This is a genomic window from Pseudomonas zanjanensis (genome assembly GCF_014268745.2).
Taxonomy (GTDB): Bacteria; Pseudomonadota; Gammaproteobacteria; order Pseudomonadales; family Pseudomonadaceae; genus Aquipseudomonas; species Aquipseudomonas zanjanensis.
Genome location: NZ_JABWRB020000001.1, coordinates 284,409 through 298,226, shown reverse-complemented (window position 1 = coordinate 298,226; position 13,818 = coordinate 284,409). Strand labels below are relative to the sequence as shown.

The following is a 13,818-nucleotide window of genomic DNA, read 5'->3' as shown; positions in this document are numbered from 1 at the left end:
GGCACGGGGCCTGTCTCCAATTATTCGCAAGGCTGATACCCGACCATGGAAAGCGGCGTATTTCTTGATGCCGGTCAATACCCTGCAACAATTGCCATCATTTTGCCTTTTATTGGTTAAAGATCGAGGTTCGGTGGCCGATTCAACATGATCAGGAAAAGATTATCCCGAGCGCTGCTCAGGCTGCAGCCCTGACCGCTTGGACCGATTTTTCGCGTTTATCCCGGCGCGAATTCCCATCCGCGAGGGTTCGATGATCGCATTCGTCGAGCCACCAGTTCAGGCACATGGCGCACAATGACCTCAAAAAAAACAGCCACTGCGGTATCCGATCTGACCTTGAGCCCGGCCGCCAACGGCCCTGAAGTCTCGAAGCCGTCGCCCCCTCCGCGCCCTCTGTCGACCCAGCAGTACCTGTATTTCACCGAAACCAATACCGACCGTATCCTCGACAACCTCGATGGCCTGCGTGACACCGTGTTCCCGCGCCCACCGCACCTGGTGGACGACGAATTCGACCGTGCCCAGCAAGAGTTTCCGTCGGTGTGCCTGATCGGCCTGGGTCGCTGCGGCTCCAACATCGCCCTGGACGTGGCCGAGCTGGTGTACAACGCCCGCAAGTTCTACCTCAACGAATTCAACGCCGAAGACAAAGGCTACAGCGACAAGGGCTACAGCCCCGCCCAGTGGATCCGCAACAACCTGCGCCTGGGCACCAGCAAGGCCAGCAAACCGGTATTCCTGGTGGAACCGCTGGTCATGCTCGGCGACCTGGACAAGGACATCGCCGGGCGCATCCGTTTCTCGCGCAAGGGCGAGAAAAGCGGCTTTTTGCGCGACTACAGCAAAATGAAAATCATGGACCTGTCGGAAGTCCACGCCGGTGGTGCCGGTAACGCGCCGATCCTCGGCCAGTACCTGGCCAAGATCATCCTGAACAAGGACACCCAGCGATTCTCCAGCCCCGACTGGAAAATGATCCACTCGTACCTGATCGACAGCTGCGGCATCAAGGCCAACCAGTCGCGCCTCTATTTCTCGATCTTCAGCGCTGGCGGCGGTACCGGTTCGGGCATGGCCTCGGAGTTCGGCCTGGCCCAGCAGTACTCGTATATGAACAAGACGTTCGACACCAAGCCGATGGACGAGCACGACAGCAAGAGCGGTCATTCCTTCGTCTTCGAGCCGATTTTCACCAGTGGCATCTGCGTGCTGCCGAACATTTCCGACCATCGCAGCGAAATGTCCGAGGCGCTGCACATCAACGCCGGACGCTTGCTGTGCAAGTACCTGTCGGAAGAATGGGATTTCTCGTACAACTTCGCCAACGAAGACAGCAGCGAAGCCAGCGTCATGGGCCGCATTCGCCCGTGGAACGCGATGATGCTGATCTCCAACGACATCATGCGCTACGCCGAAGAAAGCGATGACGGCAACATCCAGAACATTGATGTCAATGCCATGGAGAAGCACGCCAACCAGTACATCTCCCAGCAGATCTTCAACATCCTGACGGCCCAGGCCGTCACCACCGACTACGACCAGAACTACTTCCGTCGCGCCGGCATCGACATCGGCGAAACCATTCGCCTGGATGCCAACGACCTGTTCATGAGCCTGGCCGGCCCGGTGGCGATTGCCTACGCCGAGTCCGTCGTCCCGGAAACCCCGGCACCGAGCGGCGACAAGTTCAAGGTGTTCGAAAAAGAGCCGCCGCGCCTGAACATCGACGACCTGTTCTTCCGCTCCATCGACTTGCCGCACTTCAACAAAGTCACCCAGGCCATCGAAGGCATCAGCCTGTTACCCATCGAATCCAAGCGCTACCGTGCCTCGTTGGAGCAGTACAAGAACTCCGGCTATGACGCCGCCGCGCTGCACGACCTGCACTTCTTCAAGAACTGCTCGTCGGTGGTGTCCATTGTCTCGTTGCCCAAGGATTACAAGCTGTCCTACATGGACCTGAACCGGCTCAAGACCCACCTCAACAGCCTGTTCCCCAATACCACCCTCAAGCGCTACGCGCTGGTGATCGGCGCCTCGGCCAACCTGTCGCTGACCACCCTGATCGCCAAGAGCCCGTGCCTGTCGGATGACTTCCTGACCCTGATCGTGGCGTTCATCAAGCGCTGCTTCGCCCGCACCCCGTACCGCTTCGACGAGACCCTGGACAATTCGATCCTGGACTTCATCATTAATGAAGACTTCGACGAAGCCCGCATCGACGAACTGCTCAATGAGTTCGAGAACCCGGCGAAGATCCTCGACACCAACTGGTACGCGATCAAGCCGATGTATGAGAAAAAGTACCGTGAGCTGATCAACGATAAAGACAAGTTCGTCTCGATCAACGACATCCGCCTGTCCCGCGACTGCGTGAAGAAATCCATCAAGTACCTGCGCGAGATCTATCGTCACCGGATTGGCAAGACCAAGGTTATTTCCCTTAATAACCATACGGGCAGGTCTTATTGAGGCTGGCGCAGCACCGCGTTGCCCCTTTCGCGAGCAAGCCCGCTCCCACAGTGGACCGCATTCTTTCTGAAGAAACGCGGTCCACTGTGGGAGCGGGCTTGCTCGCGAAGGCGGCCTTGGATACACCACCGAGACAACATCCAGAAACAATTGAGCAGCCCAAAGGCTGCTCAATGAACTGTTCCCGTTACGTATACGTCACCCTGCCCTGTGGCGTTTCGCCACGGCAGGCTGACATCACGCTACTCACCTACACACTTTCAATCAGGCCAACGAGCGAACCAACTTGGTGCGCCGATCAATTCGATGCCCTTTCCTGGATCATAATCCAGGGCGAAACCACCACCGCCCAGAGCTGCGGATCGCGCTCCAAAAAATCCAGCGCCCGCGTTTCAGACAGCTTGGCGAGCTGGTCGGCGGCCAGCCAGGCGGCGACTTTGGTACCTTCGTCCTGGGCCACGGCCTCGGCGGCGGCGATCAGATCCAGTGCCGGATCGACCCACAATAGGGCACCCTTGGCAAAGAACGGCTCCAGCTCTTTCCAGGTGATGGATGCGGTTTCACCAAGCAGCTTGGCATAGAGGGTGCTAGGTTCTTGATTCATGGGAGCTGTCCGGAAAAGAAATCGGCGCGAATGATAACGTCGGTGGTCTGGCAGAAAAACCCGGTAGCAATTGCAGCACCGATTGAAAAGCGCAGGAAAGCCAAGGATTGCCGAAACGACCGGACAACCCCCGCCGCTATTCTGTCTTTTTCTTTCAATTAAGCGACACCTCCAGGTTTTGCCCCCAAGCGCCAGCTTCCCTTGCCAACAATCGGCGCTCTACACTGTACCGGTACAGTTGCCGGGGGCATTTTCCGCGAGGGTATCCAAGATATCTGACCCGGTTCTGCTGCTACGGCGCCAGGACTATAAAAACTACAACAGCATGAGTGGAGCACTATGACTAAGGCTACTAAGCAGATTTCCAAACTGTTTGCCGCTATGGTTCTGGCCGGGGTTGCCAGCCATTCGTTTGCCGCCGACACCATCAAGATCGGCATCGCCGGCCCGAAAACCGGCCCTGTAGCCCAATACGGCGACATGCAGTTCAGTGGCGCGAAAATGGCCATCGAACAGATCAACGCCAAGGGCGGCGTCGACGGCAAGCAACTGGTCGCCGTTGAATACGATGACGCCTGTGATCCAAAACAAGCGGTCGCGGTCGCGAACAAAGTCGTCAACGACGGCATCAAGTTCGTGGTCGGCCACCTGTGCTCCAGCTCCACCCAGCCCGCTTCCGACATCTACGAAGACGAAGGCGTGATCATGATCACTCCGGCGGCTACCAGCCCGGACATCACCGCTCGCGGCTACAAGATGATCTTCCGTACCATCGGCCTGGACAGCGCCCAAGGCCCTGCGGCCGGCAACTACATCGCCGACCACGTCAAGCCGAAAGTCGTTGCGGTCCTGCACGACAAGCAGCAGTACGGTGAAGGCATCGCCAGCGCCGTGAAGAAAACCCTCGAAGGCAAAGGCGTGAAAGTGGCCGTCTTCGAAGGCGTGAACGCCGGCGACAAAGACTTCTCCTCGATGATCGCCAAGCTCAAGCAAGCCAACGTCGACTTCGTCTACTACGGCGGCTACCACCCGGAGCTGGGCCTGATCCTGCGTCAATCCCAGGAAAAAGGCCTGAAGGCCAAGTTCATGGGTCCGGAAGGCGTGGGTAACGATTCCATCTCGCAGATCGCCAAGGAATCTTCCGAAGGCCTGCTGGTGACCCTGCCGAAATCCTTCGACCAGGATCCGGCCAACGTCGCCCTGGCTGACGCGTTCAAGGCCAAGAAAGAAGACCCGAGCGGTCCGTTCGTATTCCCGTCCTACTCCGCAGTGACCGTGATCGCCGACGCGATCAAGGCTGCCAAGAGCGAAGACGCAGGCAAAGTGGCTGAAGCCATCCACGCCGGCACCTTCAAGACACCTACCGGTGACTTGAGCTTCGACAAGAACGGCGACCTGAAGGACTTCAAGTTCGTGGTCTACGAGTGGCATTTCGGCAAACCTAAAACCGAAGCTTCGCCTCAGTAAGGCCTGGCCTGACTGACTGCCAATAAAGCCCACGGCGTGCCGTGGGCTTTGTTTTAAATGTATTGGGCCGCGCTGGCGTGATCCGCCAGTCTCCCCACCTGAAAATCTCAAAACCGTCATCAGCGGTTCGCTGGCAAAACTCGAGTCCGAAGTGGATGCAGATCCATGGGACCCGGGCGGGAAAATGACTCCACCAGTGAAATGCGTATCAGGTTTTTAGGAGCGCTGTAATGCCTGACATCTATCACTTCTTCCAGCAGCTGGTTAACGGCCTGACCGTTGGCAGCACGTATGCCCTGATCGCCATCGGCTATACGATGGTCTACGGCATCATTGGAATGATCAACTTCGCCCACGGCGAGGTCTACATGATCGGCTCCTACGTGGCGTTCATCGCCATCGCCGGGCTGGCCATGATGGGACTCGACAGTGTCCCGCTGTTGATGACCGCGGCTTTCATCGCGAGCATCGTGGTCACCAGTTCCTATGGCTACAGCATCGAACGGATCGCCTACCGCCCCCTGCGCGGCAGCAACCGTCTGATTCCGTTGATTTCCGCCATCGGTATGTCGATCTTCCTGCAGAACACGGTACTGCTTTCGCAAGACTCCAAGGACAAATCCATTCCCAACCTGATCCCGGGCAACTTCGCCATCGGGCCAGGCGGGGCACATGAAGTGCTGATTTCCTACATGCAAATCGTGGTGTTCGTGGTGACCCTGGTCGCCATGCTCGGCCTCACGCTGTTCATCTCCCGTTCCCGCCTGGGCCGCGCCTGCCGCGCCTGTGCCGAGGACATCAAGATGGCCAACCTGCTGGGCATCAACACCAACAACATCATCGCCCTGACCTTTGTCATCGGTGCGGCCCTGGCCGCCATCGCCGCGGTGCTGTTGAGCATGCAATACGGCGTGATCAACCCCAACGCCGGCTTCCTCGTGGGCCTGAAAGCCTTCACCGCCGCGGTACTGGGCGGCATCGGCAGCATCCCCGGCGCCATGCTCGGCGGGCTGGTGCTGGGCGTGGCCGAAGCCTTTGGCGCCGACATCTTCGGCGACCAGTACAAGGACGTCGTGGCATTCGGCTTGTTGGTTCTGGTTCTGTTATTCCGGCCGACCGGCATCCTGGGCCGCCCGGAGGTTGAGAAAGTATGACTAGGCATCTCAAATCGGCGCTCTTCAGCGCCCTGCTGGTCTGGGCCGTGGCCTACCCGGTACTGGGTCTTAAACTGACCATCGTCGGCATCAACCTGGAAGTGCACGGCACCAGCCCGGCCATCCTGGCGACCATCGCCGTGTGCTCGCTGTTGATGTTCGTGCGCGTGTTGTTCAGCACGCAGATCAGCGCGGCGTGGAAGTCTTCGCCCGGCCTGCCGGTGATGCCGGCCAAGGCCAGCAACTTCCTGACCCTGCCGAGCACCCAGCGCTGGATCGTGCTGGGCTTGATCGTCGTGGCCCTGGTGTGGCCGTTCTTCGGTTCGCGCGGCGCGGTGGACATCGCCACGCTGATCCTGATCTACGTGATGCTGGGCCTGGGCCTGAACATCGTCGTAGGCCTGGCCGGCCTGCTGGACCTGGGTTACGTCGGTTTCTACGCCGTCGGTGCCTACAGCTACGCGCTGCTGTCCCATTACTTCGGCCTGAGCTTCTGGATCTGCCTGCCGATCGCCGGGATGATGGCCGCCACCTTCGGTTTCCTGCTGGGTTTCCCGGTCCTGCGCTTGCGCGGCGACTACCTGGCGATCGTGACCCTGGGTTTTGGCGAGATCATCCGTTTGTTCCTGCGTAACCTGACCGACATCACCGGTGGCCCGAACGGCATCAGCAACATCGAGAAACCGACGTTCTTCGGCCTGACCTTCGAACGTAAAGCCGCCGAAGGTCTGCAGACCTTCCACGAGTACTTCGGCCTGGAATACAGCTCGATCAACAAGGTGATCTTCCTCTACCTGGTTGCTCTGTTGCTGGCCCTGGCCGCGTTGTTCGTCATCAACCGCCTGCTGCGCATGCCGATCGGCCGCGCGTGGGAAGCGCTGCGTGAAGACGAAATCGCCTGCCGTGCCCTGGGTCTCAACCCCACCGTGATCAAACTGTCGGCCTTTACCCTCGGCGCTGCGTTCGCCGGTTTTGCCGGCAGCTTCTTCGCTGCTCGCCAGGGCCTGGTGACGCCGGAATCCTTCACCTTCATCGAGTCGGCGATCATCCTCGCCATCGTGGTGCTGGGCGGGATGGGCTCGCAACTGGGCGTGATCCTGGCGGCGATCGTGATGATCCTGCTGCCGGAAATGATGCGTGAATTCAGTGAATACCGCATGTTGATGTTCGGCGCCTTGATGGTGCTGATGATGATCTGGCGTCCTCAAGGTCTGCTGCCTATGCAACGCCCCCACATGGAGCTGCGCAAATGAGCCGCGAGATCCTGAAAGTCGAAAACCTGAGCATGCGCTTCGGCGGTTTGCTGGCGGTCAACGGCGTAGCCCTGACCGTGCAAGAGAAGCAAGTGGTTGCCCTCATCGGGCCGAACGGCGCGGGCAAGACCACCGTGTTCAACTGCCTGACCGGCTTCTACCAGCCAACTGGCGGCACCATCCTGCTGGACGGCGAGCCCATCCAGGGCCTGCCCGGTCACCACATCGCCCGCAAGGGCGTGGTGCGCACCTTCCAGAACGTGCGGCTGTTCAAGGACATGACAGCGGTCGAGAACCTGTTGATCGCCCAGCACCGTCACTTGAACACCAACTTCTTTGCCGGCCTGTTCAAGACCCCGGCGTTCCGCAAGAGCGAACGCGAGGCCATGGAATACGCCGAGTACTGGCTGGACAAGGTCAACCTCACCGAGTTTGCCAACCGTACCGCCGGGACCCTGGCCTACGGTCAGCAACGGCGCCTGGAAATCGCCCGCTGCATGATGACCCGTCCACGGATCCTCATGCTCGACGAACCGGCCGCCGGCCTGAACCCGAAGGAAACCGAAGACCTGAAGGCGCTGATCGGCGTGCTGCGTGAGGAGCACAACGTCACCGTGCTGTTGATCGAGCACGACATGAAGCTGGTCATGAGCATTTCCGACCACATCGTCGTGATCAACCAGGGCACGCCCCTGGCCGACGGCACGCCGGAACAGATCCGCGACAATCCTGAAGTGATCAAAGCCTACCTGGGGGAAGCGTAAATGCTGCAGTTCGAAAACGTTTCCACCTTCTACGGCAAGATCCAGGCCCTGCACAGCGTCAACGTCGAGGTCCGCCAGGGCGAAATCGTCACGCTGATCGGCGCCAACGGCGCCGGCAAATCCACCCTGCTGATGACGCTCTGCGGTTCGCCCCAGGCCCACAGCGGCAGCATCCGCTACATGGGTGAGGAACTGGTGGGTCAGGACTCGGCGCAGATCATGCGCAAGAGCATCGCCGTGGTGCCTGAGGGCCGTCGGGTATTTGCCCGTCTGACCGTGGAAGAAAACCTCGCCATGGGCGGTTTTTTCACTGACAAGGGCGACTATCAGGAACAGATGGACAAGGTCTTGCACCTTTTCCCACGCCTGAAAGAACGCTTTACCCAGCGCGGCGGCACCATGTCCGGCGGCGAACAGCAAATGCTCGCCATCGGCCGTGCGCTGATGAGCAAGCCCAAGCTGCTGCTGCTCGATGAGCCGTCCCTGGGCCTGGCACCGATCATCATCCAGCAGATCTTCGACATCATCGAACAGCTGCGCAAGGATGGCGTGACGGTGTTCCTGGTGGAGCAGAACGCCAACCAGGCGCTGAAAATCGCCGACCGGGCGTACGTGCTGGAGAACGGTCGCGTGGTAATGCAAGGCACCGGCGAAGCCTTGCTGACCGACCCGAAAGTGCGCGAGGCGTACTTGGGCGGTTAAGTCTGGCGCAATGAAAAAACGGCCTTCGGGCCGTTTTTTTTGCCCTTCGTAAAATGATTGCCTTTGTGGCGAGGGAGCTTGCTCCCGCTCGGTTGCGCAGCGACCGCAACACCTTGGGGCCGCTGCGCGGCCCAGCGGGAGCAAGCTCCCTCGCCACGGGTTTGGGGAAAACCGAAAAAAATCTGCAGACGCTGTAACGCTTTCCCCTCTCCCTCCTCTAGTTCAGTAGACCGGCACTAACGCCGGTTCATTTCCCTGAAGACTGGAGAATCACCATGACTGCTTCGACCCGCACCCTGTCCGCCACCGCCCTGGTCCTGGCCCTGGGTTCTGCCCTGAGCATGACAGCCGTCTCGACCGTCCACGCAGCCGACGACACCATGGAGAAATGCTTCGGCGTTGCCCTAAAAGGCAAGAACGATTGCGCCGCCGGTGCCGGCACCACCTGCGCAGGTACGGCAAAAATGGACTACCAGGGCAACGCCTGGAAATCGGTGCCAAAAGGCACTTGCACCACCATGGAAAGCAAAACTTCCCCGACCGGTTTCGGCCAGCTCGAAGCGTTCAAAGCCAAATCCTGATCGCATCTGCCTGAGGCCCGTCACCATGTTGAAGACCCCTTCCCCCGCCCTTGATAGCCGGTTGCCGCCCAAGGCGGGGCTGGGGCTCAAGAGCGAGCATTTTCGTGAAGTGCTCCAGACCCGACCGGATCTGGGCTTTTTCGAAGTGCACGCGGAAAACTACATGGTGGCGGGCGGGCCGCTTCATCACTTCCTGGGGCGGATACGCGAGCAGTACCCGCTGTCATTGCACGGTGTCGGCCTGTCGATCGGTGGGGAGGGGCCGCTGGATGTTGCGCATCTGCAGCGCCTGGCCGCATTGATCGAACGCTATCAGCCCCAGTCTTTTTCCGAACACCTGGCCTGGTCCAGCCACGGCCCGGTGTTCCTCAATGACCTGCTCCCCCTGGCCTACGACGAAGCAACCCTCGACCGCGTCTGCCAGCACATCGATCAGGTCCAGAGCAGCCTCAAACGCGTGCTGTTGCTGGAAAACCCGGCCACCTACCTGGCCTTCGAAGCCTCGACCCTCGACGAGCCACACTTCATCAGCGAAGTGATCCGCCGTACTGGCTGCGGCCTGCTGCTGGATGTGAACAACGTCTACGTTTCGTGCATCAACCACTGCCGCGATCCCTTGGCCTACCTCGGTGCCCTGCCCTTGCACGCGACCGGCGAAATTCACCTGGCCGGCTTTGCCGAAGACACCGACAGCCTCGGCGAGCGCCTGCTGATAGACGATCACGGCGCCCCTGTCGACCACGCTGTCTGGCAACTATATCTCAAGGTGTTGGAGCGGATCGGGCCGGTGGCCACTTTGATCGAGCGCGACAACCACGTGCCTGCGTGGGAAGTGCTGCTGGCCGAAGCGCGCCAGGCCGATCGGCTGTTGAGCGCCGCAGGAGCGCGGTCATGAGCAACCAGCACGCCTTCACCGCCGCCCTGCTCGACCCGCGCAAAGCGTGTCCGCCCGGCTTGGTCAGCGCCAACGGCGCGGCCCCGGAAAGCCGTTTCGCGGTGTACCGCAATAACGTGCTCGGTTCATTGATCAACGCCCTGGCCGACAACTATCCGGTGGTGGTGCATCTGGTGGGTGAGGAATTCTTTCGGGCCATGGCCGGGGTCTACGTCCAATCGACAGCGCCGCGAAGCCCGGTGATGAGCGACTACGGGGACGATTTTGCCGAGTTCATCAAACACTTCGAACCCGCCGCCAGCGTGCCGTACCTGACGGACGTCGCTCGCCTGGAGCGACTGCATTTACAAGCCTGGCATGCCGCCGACGCCGAGCCCATGGCGCAAGAACAAATTGTAAAGGCGCTGTCGTCCCCCACGCTGGCGGGACACCTGAAGATTGGGCTTCACCCGTCACTGCGCCTGCTGCAATCGCCCTTCGCCGTGGTGACGATCTGGGCCGCCCATCAGCACCAGACGCCGGTGCCGTTCGAAGCTTTCCCCGCGCAAAACGCCTTGGTGCTGCGCAACGGCCTGGACGTGAAGGTGTTTGCGATCAGTCACGCTGCCCATGGCTTTATCACGGCCCTGCAACAGGGGGTGTCCCTGATTGCAGCCATTGAAGCCTCAAACGACCTCGACCTGGAACACACCCTGGCGGGCCTCATCCGTCACCAGGCCATCACTCACCTCCTCGCCGAACAGGTATCTCCATGAACACCCTGATTGCCGGTTTCATTCAATGGCTGGAGAAAATTCCCCACAGCCTGATCGCCTTCGTCGCACGTTTTTCGATTGCCGCGGTGTTCTGGAAATCCGGCCAGACCAAAATCGAAGGCCTGGCCATCGACCTGCTCGATGGCACCTTCCAGGTCGGCCTGCCGCACCTGGCGGACTCGACCATTCCCCTGTTCAAAAGCGAATACGCCCTGCCGCTGCTGTCGCCGGAACTGGCCGCGTACCTGGCGGCCTCAGCCGAGCATGTGTTCCCGGTGCTGATCCTGCTTGGCCTGGCGACACGCTTTTCGGCGCTGGCCTTGTTGGGCATGACCGTGACCATCCAGCTGTTCGTCTACCCGGACGCCTACCCGACCCATGGCACCTGGGCGGCGGTCTTGCTCTACCTGATGGCCCGTGGGCCGGGGCTGCTGTCGATCGACCACCTGATTGCCAAGCGCTACGCCCACGCCTGAACACAGATCCCCTGTGGGAGCGGGCTTGCTCGCGAAGGCGGTGGGTCAGTTTGCATAAATACTGGATGTACCACCGTCTTCGCGAGCAAGCCCGCTCCCACAAAAAATCTCCAATGGCTGGACTATCGCTGCAGTCGATCCAACGCCTCGCCGCTGCGCTTGAACCAATCGATCAAATAATCAGCCAACACCTGGGTGCGCTTGGGCAGGCCGCCCTGGTACGGGTGCACCAGGTACATCGGCATGCGCCGGGTCTGGTAATCGCGCAGCAGCCAATGCAGGCGTCCGTCAGCCAACTCTTCATGCAGCAAGTACGACGGCAGCCGGGCGATTCCGGCGCCGGCCAGGGCGGCTTTTTTCAGCAGGCTGTAGTGATTGCTGGCAAACGGCCCTGAGACGCGGACCCGCAGCAGTTCGTGCTGCTGGTGGTAAAGCCATTCTTCGCGACCGCTGTAGTGGCTGTTGAGCAAGCAGCGGTGCTCGGCCAGGGCCTGGGGCGTCTCAGGTGCGCCGTAACGCTCAAGGTAGGCCGGGCTGGCGCAGGTCATTTCGTGCCACGCCAGCACTGGCCGGGCGACCAGCCGTTCATCGATGGCAGCGTCGGAACGGATCGCCAGGTCGAAGCCATCGCGGCTCAAGTCACGGTAACCGTTGTTGAGCTCCAGTTCGATCTGCACGTCGGGATAGGTGCGAGCGAACTCCGTCAACAAACCCTCGAAGAACGTTTCGCCCAACGAAACCGGCACCGTCATACGCACCGGCCCGGAGATGTCATCCTTCAACCGCGCCAATGCCTGACGCGCCCTTTCTACTTGCACCAACAATGCCTGGGCCTGGGGCAACAACGCCGCCCCTGCCGCCGTGAGGCTCAAGCGTCGAGTGGTGCGTTGCAGCAACACCACTGAAAAGCGCTTCTCCAACAAGCTGATGCGCTTGGACAACTGACCCTTGCTGCACCCCAACTGCTGGGCCGCCAAGGTGAAACTGCCGGCCTCCATCAACACGGCAAATGCCGCCAGGTCATCCATTTCGCTCATTGGATTGTTTCCAAATGAAAACCAAAGGTTGCCTATTAGCATGATTATCAATGGAAAGAACCCCTCTAGACTGAAAACTCATTCAGCCCATTGAGGAACAGCTCATGAAAATCCTGTTGATCGGCGCCAACGGCACCATCGGTTCGGCCATCGATAACGAACTGTCGCCCCGCCACGACATCGTTCGGATCGGCCGTCACAGCGGTGAATTGCAAGTGGATATCAGCGACAGCGCCTCGATTCGCGCCCTGTTCGAGAAGACCGGCCGTTTCGATGCCTTGGTCTGCGCCGCCGGCAACGTCACCTTTGCGCCCCTGGCCGAGATGACCGAAGACAGCTTTGCCCTGGGTTTGAAAGACAAGCTGATGGGCCAGGTCAACCTGCTGCTGATCGGCCGCGAATTCGCCAACGACGGCGCATCCTTCACCTTCACCACTGGCGTGCTCAGCCACGATCCGATCAAGAGCGGCGCCTCGGCGGCCCTGGTCAACGGCGCCCTGGACAGCTTCGTGCGCGCCGCGGCAATCGAGTTGCCACGGGGCCTGCGGGTCAACTCGGTGAGCCCGAACGTGCTACTGGAAGCCATGGACAAATACGCGCCTTATTTCCGCGGCTTCAAGCCCGTACCCGCAGTGGACGTGGCATTGGCCTACGCCAAGAGCGTCGAAGGCCTGCAAACCGGTCAGACGTTTCACGTGGGTTGACCGATCACCTACCCGTGTAGGAGCTGCCGAAGGCTGCGATCTTTTGATCTTTTGATCTTTGGTCTTTCATTCAAGACTCAATTGTCAGGGGGAAAGATCGCAGCCTCGTTGCACTCGACAGCTCCTACACAGCTCCACACCGCTCCTACACCGCTCCTATGGGTTGTGATGTGAGATCAGTCTGAGTAACGTGGCGACACTTGTCTGGAGACCCAATGATGCGTGCCGCCCGCTCCCTGCTGTTTGTCGCCCTCCTGCCGCTGTTCACCGGCTGCCAATTGCTCGACGCCCCTCGTCAGAGCGCCTCCCACGCCGGCCAGGTGCGCCTGCAGGGCGAACTCACGGCGGCCGATGGCAAACTGGTCATCCAGCCGTGCCAGGAACAACGCCGCTACATCGTCAACGACGCCGGCGGCACCAGCGTCCTGCAACAAGCTGCATCCTTGGCCGACGATCACGGCAAATTGTTTGCCGACGTACGCGGTCGCATCGTTTCCAGCGCGGCGGCCGGTACCGACAGCCAGTTGGACGTCGAGCAGCTCTATCGCCTGGAACCGTCGGGGACCACATGCGACAACGCTGACTTCAAACGCATGATTCTGCGTGCAGTGGGCCACAGTCCGGAATGGACCCTCACGGCCAGCGGCAAGGGCCTGGTACTGGATCGCGTAGGTCAGCCGCCACTGGCAGTGCCTTATGTCGAAGAGCAATTGGGCGATGGCCGCTTCAACCTCGGCACCGAAGCCAACGGCGAGAAAGTCGAACTCTGGGTGACACCGGCACGCTGTGTCGACAGCGCCACTGGCAGCGTGCAACACATGAGCGCCGAGTTGCGAGTCAACAACCAGGTCCAGCGCGGCTGCGCCTACTTCGGTGGCGCGCGCGACGACTGATTCACCGCTTTTGGCTTATAATCGCCGGTTCACGCCCTGGTGCAGTTGTGCATCCCGC

15 protein-coding genes are annotated in these 13,818 nt (G+C 60.3%); 12 read left to right on the top strand and 3 right to left on the bottom strand.

All coding sequences use genetic code 11. The annotated features are described in order from the left end of the window. The first annotated feature begins 297 nt into the window (after window positions 1-297). Window positions 298-2,475: a hypothetical protein gene (locus HU715_RS01435; RefSeq protein WP_186708465.1), complete on the top strand. Its 2,178-nt coding sequence runs from the start codon at window positions 298-300 to the stop codon at window positions 2,473-2,475. A 298-nt stretch (window positions 2,476-2,773) separates the two neighbouring features. Here the strand turns inward: HU715_RS01435 and HU715_RS01430 are convergent, their stop codons facing one another. Together HU715_RS01430 and HU715_RS01425 are read right to left on the bottom strand one after the other, a co-directional pair. Continuing rightward, window positions 2,774-3,079, bottom strand: a complete 306-nt coding sequence (locus HU715_RS01430; protein WP_053119051.1) for a DUF2288 domain-containing protein — start codon at window positions 3,077-3,079, stop codon at window positions 2,774-2,776. Then, window positions 3,076-3,237, bottom strand: coding sequence for a hypothetical protein (locus tag HU715_RS01425; RefSeq protein WP_186708488.1), 162 nt, complete (start codon window positions 3,235-3,237; stop codon window positions 3,076-3,078). The genes HU715_RS01430 and HU715_RS01425 overlap by 4 nt, the downstream gene beginning before the upstream one ends. Window positions 3,238-3,418: 181 nt before the next feature. Here HU715_RS01425 and HU715_RS01420 point away from each other — a divergent pair, with 181 nt between their 5' ends. The 9 genes from HU715_RS01420 (at window position 3,419) to HU715_RS01380 (ending at window position 11,126) form a co-directional block, all read left to right on the top strand. Beyond that, on the top strand, window positions 3,419-4,546 hold the full coding sequence (locus HU715_RS01420) for a branched-chain amino acid ABC transporter substrate-binding protein (protein WP_186708463.1): 1,128 nt from the start codon (window positions 3,419-3,421) through the stop codon (window positions 4,544-4,546). 230 nt (window positions 4,547-4,776) lie between these two features. Next, window positions 4,777-5,700: a high-affinity branched-chain amino acid ABC transporter permease LivH gene (livH, locus tag HU715_RS01415; protein ID WP_014336891.1), complete on the top strand. Its 924-nt coding sequence runs from the start codon at window positions 4,777-4,779 to the stop codon at window positions 5,698-5,700. Then, window positions 5,697-6,953, top strand: a complete 1,257-nt coding sequence (locus HU715_RS01410) for a high-affinity branched-chain amino acid ABC transporter permease LivM (RefSeq protein WP_186708461.1) — start codon at window positions 5,697-5,699, stop codon at window positions 6,951-6,953. The genes livH and HU715_RS01410 overlap by 4 nt, the downstream gene beginning before the upstream one ends. Beyond that, window positions 6,950-7,717, top strand: coding sequence for a high-affinity branched-chain amino acid ABC transporter ATP-binding protein LivG (livG, locus tag HU715_RS01405; protein WP_053119044.1), 768 nt, complete (start codon window positions 6,950-6,952; stop codon window positions 7,715-7,717). Before HU715_RS01410 ends, livG begins: the two co-directional genes overlap by 4 nt. Continuing rightward, window positions 7,718-8,419 carry an ABC transporter ATP-binding protein gene (locus tag HU715_RS01400; protein ID WP_053119042.1) on the top strand — a complete coding sequence of 234 codons (702 nt, stop codon included), beginning with the start codon at window positions 7,718-7,720 and terminating at the stop codon, window positions 8,417-8,419. It begins immediately after the preceding gene. A gap of 275 nt (window positions 8,420-8,694) precedes the next feature. Next, on the top strand, window positions 8,695-9,000 hold the full coding sequence (locus tag HU715_RS01395) for a BufA1 family periplasmic bufferin-type metallophore (protein ID WP_058544229.1): 306 nt from the start codon (window positions 8,695-8,697) through the stop codon (window positions 8,998-9,000). A gap of 25 nt (window positions 9,001-9,025) precedes the next feature. Beyond that, window positions 9,026-9,895, top strand: coding sequence for an MNIO family bufferin maturase (bufB, locus tag HU715_RS01390; RefSeq protein ID WP_186708459.1), 870 nt, complete (start codon window positions 9,026-9,028; stop codon window positions 9,893-9,895). Further along, the gene (locus HU715_RS01385) at window positions 9,892-10,650 is read left to right on the top strand and encodes an HvfC/BufC N-terminal domain-containing protein (protein WP_186708457.1); all 759 of its coding nucleotides are present in this window, start codon (window positions 9,892-9,894) and stop codon (window positions 10,648-10,650) included. Before bufB ends, HU715_RS01385 begins: the two co-directional genes overlap by 4 nt. After that, on the top strand, window positions 10,647-11,126 hold the full coding sequence (locus tag HU715_RS01380; RefSeq protein ID WP_186708455.1) for a DoxX family protein: 480 nt from the start codon (window positions 10,647-10,649) through the stop codon (window positions 11,124-11,126). Before HU715_RS01385 ends, HU715_RS01380 begins: the two co-directional genes overlap by 4 nt. 122 nt (window positions 11,127-11,248) lie before the next feature. Here the strand turns inward: HU715_RS01380 and HU715_RS01375 are convergent, their stop codons facing one another. Beyond that, on the bottom strand, window positions 11,249-12,163 hold the full coding sequence (locus HU715_RS01375; protein ID WP_186708454.1) for a LysR family transcriptional regulator: 915 nt from the start codon (window positions 12,161-12,163) through the stop codon (window positions 11,249-11,251). Window positions 12,164-12,267: 104 nt separating this feature from the next. Here HU715_RS01375 and HU715_RS01370 point away from each other — a divergent pair, with 104 nt between their 5' ends. Next, window positions 12,268-12,867: a short chain dehydrogenase gene (locus HU715_RS01370; protein ID WP_186708452.1), complete on the top strand. Its 600-nt coding sequence runs from the start codon at window positions 12,268-12,270 to the stop codon at window positions 12,865-12,867. A 218-nt stretch (window positions 12,868-13,085) separates the two neighbouring features. Next, a complete protein-coding gene (locus HU715_RS01365) occupies window positions 13,086-13,760 on the top strand; it encodes a hypothetical protein (RefSeq protein ID WP_186708450.1) in 675 nt (224 codons plus the stop codon). Window positions 13,761-13,818 lie beyond the last annotated feature (58 nt).

Bases quoted from the DNA above. Each gene is read 5' to 3' on its own strand.
- HU715_RS01435 (WP_186708465.1), top strand. From the start codon at position 298: ATGACCTCAAAAAAAACAGCCACTGCGGTATCCGATCTGACCTTGAGC.
- HU715_RS01430 (WP_053119051.1), bottom strand. From the start codon at position 3,079: ATGAATCAAGAACCTAGCACCCTCTATGCCAAGCTGCTTGGTGAAACC.
- HU715_RS01420 (WP_186708463.1), top strand. From the start codon at position 3,419: ATGACTAAGGCTACTAAGCAGATTTCCAAACTGTTTGCCGCTATGGTT.
- livH (WP_014336891.1), top strand. From the start codon at position 4,777: ATGCCTGACATCTATCACTTCTTCCAGCAGCTGGTTAACGGCCTGACC.
- HU715_RS01410 (WP_186708461.1), top strand. From the start codon at position 5,697: ATGACTAGGCATCTCAAATCGGCGCTCTTCAGCGCCCTGCTGGTCTGG.
- livG (WP_053119044.1), top strand. From the start codon at position 6,950: ATGAGCCGCGAGATCCTGAAAGTCGAAAACCTGAGCATGCGCTTCGGC.
- HU715_RS01400 (WP_053119042.1), top strand. From the start codon at position 7,718: ATGCTGCAGTTCGAAAACGTTTCCACCTTCTACGGCAAGATCCAGGCC.
- HU715_RS01395 (WP_058544229.1), top strand. From the start codon at position 8,695: ATGACTGCTTCGACCCGCACCCTGTCCGCCACCGCCCTGGTCCTGGCC.
- bufB (WP_186708459.1), top strand. From the start codon at position 9,026: ATGTTGAAGACCCCTTCCCCCGCCCTTGATAGCCGGTTGCCGCCCAAG.
- HU715_RS01385 (WP_186708457.1), top strand. From the start codon at position 9,892: ATGAGCAACCAGCACGCCTTCACCGCCGCCCTGCTCGACCCGCGCAAA.
- HU715_RS01380 (WP_186708455.1), top strand. From the start codon at position 10,647: ATGAACACCCTGATTGCCGGTTTCATTCAATGGCTGGAGAAAATTCCC.
- HU715_RS01375 (WP_186708454.1), bottom strand. From the start codon at position 12,163: ATGAGCGAAATGGATGACCTGGCGGCATTTGCCGTGTTGATGGAGGCC.
- HU715_RS01370 (WP_186708452.1), top strand. From the start codon at position 12,268: ATGAAAATCCTGTTGATCGGCGCCAACGGCACCATCGGTTCGGCCATC.
- HU715_RS01365 (WP_186708450.1), top strand. From the start codon at position 13,086: ATGCGTGCCGCCCGCTCCCTGCTGTTTGTCGCCCTCCTGCCGCTGTTC.